Below are 4641 nucleotides of genomic sequence, written 5' to 3' on the forward strand. Positions count from 1 at the left end.
GACCTGCCGGTGCTGGCGCCGATGGCGCTGCGCGAGATTTTCTATCGCGTGCTGATGGGCGACCTGGGCCATCGCCTGCGCGCGCTGGCGGTCACCGACAGCCGCTCCAGCCGCGTCGCCAAGGCGGTCGCGGTGCTGCGCCAGCGCTACCTGCAGCCGCTGTGCATCGAAGACCTGGCCGACGAAGTGCACATGAGCACCTCCTCGCTGCACCACCAGTTCAAGGCGGTGACGACAATGTCGCCGCTGCAGTTCCAGAAGCACCTGCGCCTGCACGAAGCGCGCCGGCTGATGATGGTCGGCGGCATCGAAGCCGTCGCCGCGGCCCATCGCGTGGGCTACGAAAGCCCGTCGCAGTTCTCGCGCGAGTACAAGCGTTTGTTCGGCGCGCCGCCGCGGTCGGAAGTGGTGTTGGCGCGCGGGGCGCCGCAGGGCTGAGTCAGCGATCGTTGTGGCAGGATCAGTTCTGGATTCTGTCGAGCGATGATGCTCGCGCGAATCGGGACTCGCAAAGGCGCGTGGGTCGCGGCGGTTGAGCCCTGAATGCAACCGAGCTTTACGGGCGCGGAGATTGCGGCCCCTTTGCTCGGGCACCCGCGCGTTATGGCGGCGGGTGGCCGATCATCCGGTCGAGCATGCGAATCACGACGCGGTACGGCTAGCGCCGAAGAGCGCGCTACGCACGTCCTCGGTCGGAGGTAACGCACGCTTTCCGCGGCGTGCCATTCCAATTGCCGATAGCGATAGCGATAGCGCTCGCGGGCGCATGCCGTAAGCGACTGCGCAATTTCGCGCTCGTTGTTCCGAGGTCTGGCGAAGACCATCGCGCATCGTGGCGGTTAGTAAGAACGGCTCGTGGTTCGCGCGCGAACACCGGCGCTCATCTGGCCCGCCGTCACGATGGAAGGCAAACCCTTGCGTGCGTCGCCGCAGCGTTGAGGCGTGGGCGGCGAGTTTTCGTGTGTCCCAACGGATCGCGCTCTGTCGCTGGCCGATGTGCCATTTGCGTTGACTGCCCGTGATCAACGCGCAATCGGTTCACCGCCGCTCCTTGTCGCGCCTTTGCGTTCGTCCTTTGAATTTAGGACGAGTCTGATAGGGGGGCAGCCTATCGAGAGCGTTTGGTTCATAAGAGTACGCACGAAACGCAAACCCTTCGGCCGCTCTCGCTAGCGTTCTCATCCGTCGGGCTTTTTCGCAGCGCCGGTACTGCGGGCTTGCGTCAGGCGACGAGAACTCATGTTTGCAGTCAACAGCACCAGGAATGCACAAATAATGAAGACAATCTCATACAGAAAAATGGCGGTGCTCGGGCTGGCCAGCGCTTGCGCCACCGCGTTGTTGTGGACGCAGATGCCGTTGGGCGCGGCGACTCACGATCTTTCGATGGCTGCCGCAGATCCATCGATCGCCGGCGCGGGCGGCGCGCCCGAGATGGACGATAAGGATATGCGCGGCCCCGTGCGTTCATCGGCGGCGGTCGCGCCGAAACCGTTCAATAGCGCGCAGGCCAAGTTGGGCAGCGGCCAGTTGCTGCAGGCGGTGCAATGGTTCGCTCACAACGTCCCGCTTGCGGGCGCGCAGGGGAGCGGCGCGGCGCACAGTGTGCGCACCGCGGCTGAGCAGATCGCGGCTCTGGACCGGTTCGGCGTGCCGGCCGCTTATCGCGACGGCGAGAAGATCAAACTCAATATCCGTCTGGCTCTGCCGCATGAGCAGATCGCCGACCCCATCCTGCTGGACCGGGCGACCGCGAGCCTGCGCGAGACCTTGCTCGCTGCTGGACTGGAAGCGCATGCCGTCGCCGGCTCGCCGACGCTGGAAGCGCTGGTGCCGCTGGCGCGGCTGGAATGGGTGGCCGCGTTGGAAGCCGTGGCGCAGGTGCGCCTGATGGCGCTGCCCGATCTCGATGTGACCAGCGATGGGCTTGCGGCCAGCGGCGTGGATACGCTGCGCAAGCTGGGCGACTACGGCAGCTTTGCCGCCGAATTCCGCGCAGTGGACACGACCATCGCCATTATCGACAAGTTCGGCACGATCGACCTTGCGACGCTGCAAGGCGCCAACCGGTGGCCCCGCAATACCGAGGCAGTGACCGATAAGCTCGTGCAGATCGCCAGCGGCGACGACCCGGTGTTCGGAGCCGGCGGCGCCAAGAACGGCAATAAGGTGATGGAAACCGTCTACGCCCTGGCGCCGGACGCGAAGTATCGCCTGTACGAGGTGGAGAGTGATGCCGACTGGGTCGGTGCGATCCGGGATGCGGCCAATCTCGGCGTCGTCAACCAAGAGCGAGGCGAGCCTGGCCCGATCGCCTTCGAAACGCTAGGCGAGCCGCGCGCACGCACGATCGCCTTGCCGCTGGACCTGGCAGGGCCGTCGACCAATATCGAAGGCCTTTCCGCCGTCATCGCCGCGGCCAAGGCGAATGGTGTGCGGGTGGTTAAATCCGCGGATAACCCGGTTTTGCAGGGCGAGGATCTGACCATCGCCATCATCGATCAGTTCGGCTCGCAAAACATCGGCGCACTGCAGCGCGGCGGCGAATGGCCCGCGAACACCGACGCGGTTCCCGACAAGCTCGTGCAGATCGCCAGCCGTGCCACCGGCCGTGCGTTCGGCGCCGATCAGGCCAAGCACGGCAATGCGGTCACCGAGATCGTTTACGACGTCGCGCCTAAGGCGAGATACCGTTTGTACGACATTGGCCAGGTCAGCGACTGGATCAGCGGGATTCAGGACGCGGCCAATCTCAACGATCGTAACGAGGTGCAGGGCGAGCCGCGCGCGCAGGTGATCAGCTTCTCATTGGGTATGGGCGGACAGTCGTCCGGCGACGGCACCGGCACCGGCAGCGATATCAAGGGTCTGTACGACGCCATCGCCGCAGCCCAAGCCAACGGCGTGCTGCTGATCAAATCCGCGGGCAACGAAGCGCAGTCCTACTGGGACGACAACAGCACCGCCGGCGCGGGCAACGCGGTCGTGCAGGATTTTGTCGCAGGCAACCGCAATGCGGCCGGCCAGCCGATCCTCGACGGCGTTAATATTCTGCGTTACGGCAGCGATTGGGGCGATTGCGTTCCAGTCGGCGTCGCCACCACGAGTACGGCAAACCAATTGGCATTCAATATTCGGCTGACCTGGAACAATTGGACTGGCGTCGGCAGTCCCACCGCGACCGATTACCGGCTCGAGTTGGTGCGCTGGGCCGACGCGGTCAGACGCAACGGAGTCGTCGTGACGCCGGCGGGATGGGTCGTGGCGGTCCAATCCGACAACGCGCAGAACGGCGGCAACGGCCAGACGCCGCTCGAACGCGTCGCTTATGCGCCGCCTGCAACCGCCAAAACGACCCGTTGCGACACCGTGTTGCCGGGGGGGACTGTCGGCGGTAGCCGTTATACGGGCGGTGGCATATTCGGCGTGCGGATCGTCCGCCAGACGCAAGGCGCGTCCAACTTCCTGCGCTTGTTCGCCCGGCCGCATCGCCCGCAGTATTCGGTCGCCGACCGCTCGCTGTCGTCTCCGGCCGATTCGTCCAGCGTCATCACCGTGGCCGCGCTGGACGCAGCCACGTCCGGTCTGGAGGCCTACAGCTCACGCGGCCCGGTGCTCGCTGCCGGCGGAGCGCGTCCGTCCGGCCAAGCGGCGGGCAATGCCAAGCCCGACATGGCCAATTTTGCCAATGTCGATACCGAAACCTACGGCGATAACACGTTCAGCGGCACTTCCTCGGCGACACCGCACATCGCTGCCTTGGCTTTGCTCGGACTCCAGCACCAGCGTCAACTGGCTAATGCGACTAAGCCGGCGCCGTTGCCCGACACCGCGACGGCGGCGCAGTACAGCGAGCGTGAAACCTTGCTCAAGCAGCGCCGCAAAGACCTGGGCGAGGTGGTTTACGCCTCGTTGGTGAAAATTGCAGGCACCGGTGGCAACGACCTCGGTGCGGCCGGGTTCGACGGCAGCTACGGCAATGGACGTCTGAAGTTCCATGCCGCGTCGCAGTCATGCTTCCTGTCGGCGTTGTACGACGCGAGTAATCGCGTCCTGCTGCCGGCGCAAGCCAATCCGTTACCAGCCGGGCAAAAGAGTTACGACCAGTTGCTCGCCGAGAGCAGCACGGCCTGCGACGCGCGTTGATGAAAAGCTGATTCGCCGCTTCGCCACATGCGGAGCATCCAAGGCACCGGACTTGGGTACGGTGCCTTTTTTGTTGCCCATACTTTGTGGGCCGCTTTCCGGTTTGCCCCTGTCGTGCGGATCGCCGTGTCAGACCTAAACGCCTGTCGCGGACGTTCGGTCTCGCACCGCGTCCGGCTGTGTTCGCGCGAACCCGGCCGAGCGAGTGTGTCGACGCGGTCCAACGCAAATTCAGCGCAACACCCCTGCCTTGGTACATTCCGATTCGTTCTGACAGAAGGCGACGGCGCCGTAGGGTGATCGCGCATTTGGACGCAGTGCTGCGGCTGATGCGATTGCTCGACATGCCGCAAGACCTGCCGGTGCTGGCGCCGATGGCGCTGCGCGAGATTTTCTATCGCGTGCTGATGGGCGACCTGGGCCATCGCCTGCGCGCGCTGGCGGTCACCGACAGCCGCTCCAGCCGCGTCGCCAAGGCGGTCGCGGTGCTGCGCC

The 4641-nt window shown here is 65.1% G+C and carries 3 protein-coding genes; all 3 read left to right on the plus strand.

Features of this window, described 5'->3' with window-relative positions; translation table 11 throughout:
• Positions 1–438, plus strand: a 438-nt coding sequence (locus tag AB4Y92_RS24995) for a helix-turn-helix domain-containing protein (RefSeq protein ID WP_441822073.1), incomplete at its 5' end; no start/stop codon positions are given.
• Positions 439–1275: 837 nt separating this feature from the next.
• The gene (locus AB4Y92_RS25000; protein WP_441822074.1) at positions 1276–4146 is read left to right on the plus strand and encodes a S8 family serine peptidase; all 2871 of its coding nucleotides are present in this window, start codon (positions 1276–1278) and stop codon (positions 4144–4146) included.
• Positions 4147–4442: 296 nt separating this feature from the next.
• Positions 4443–4641: AraC family transcriptional regulator N-terminal domain-containing protein (locus AB4Y92_RS25005; protein WP_441822075.1), on the plus strand; the 199-nt coding region annotated here is incomplete at its 3' end.

The sequence above is a fragment of the Lysobacter sp. TAB13 genome (assembly GCF_052113885.1).
Lineage (GTDB): Bacteria > Pseudomonadota > Gammaproteobacteria > Xanthomonadales > Xanthomonadaceae > Lysobacter > Lysobacter gummosus.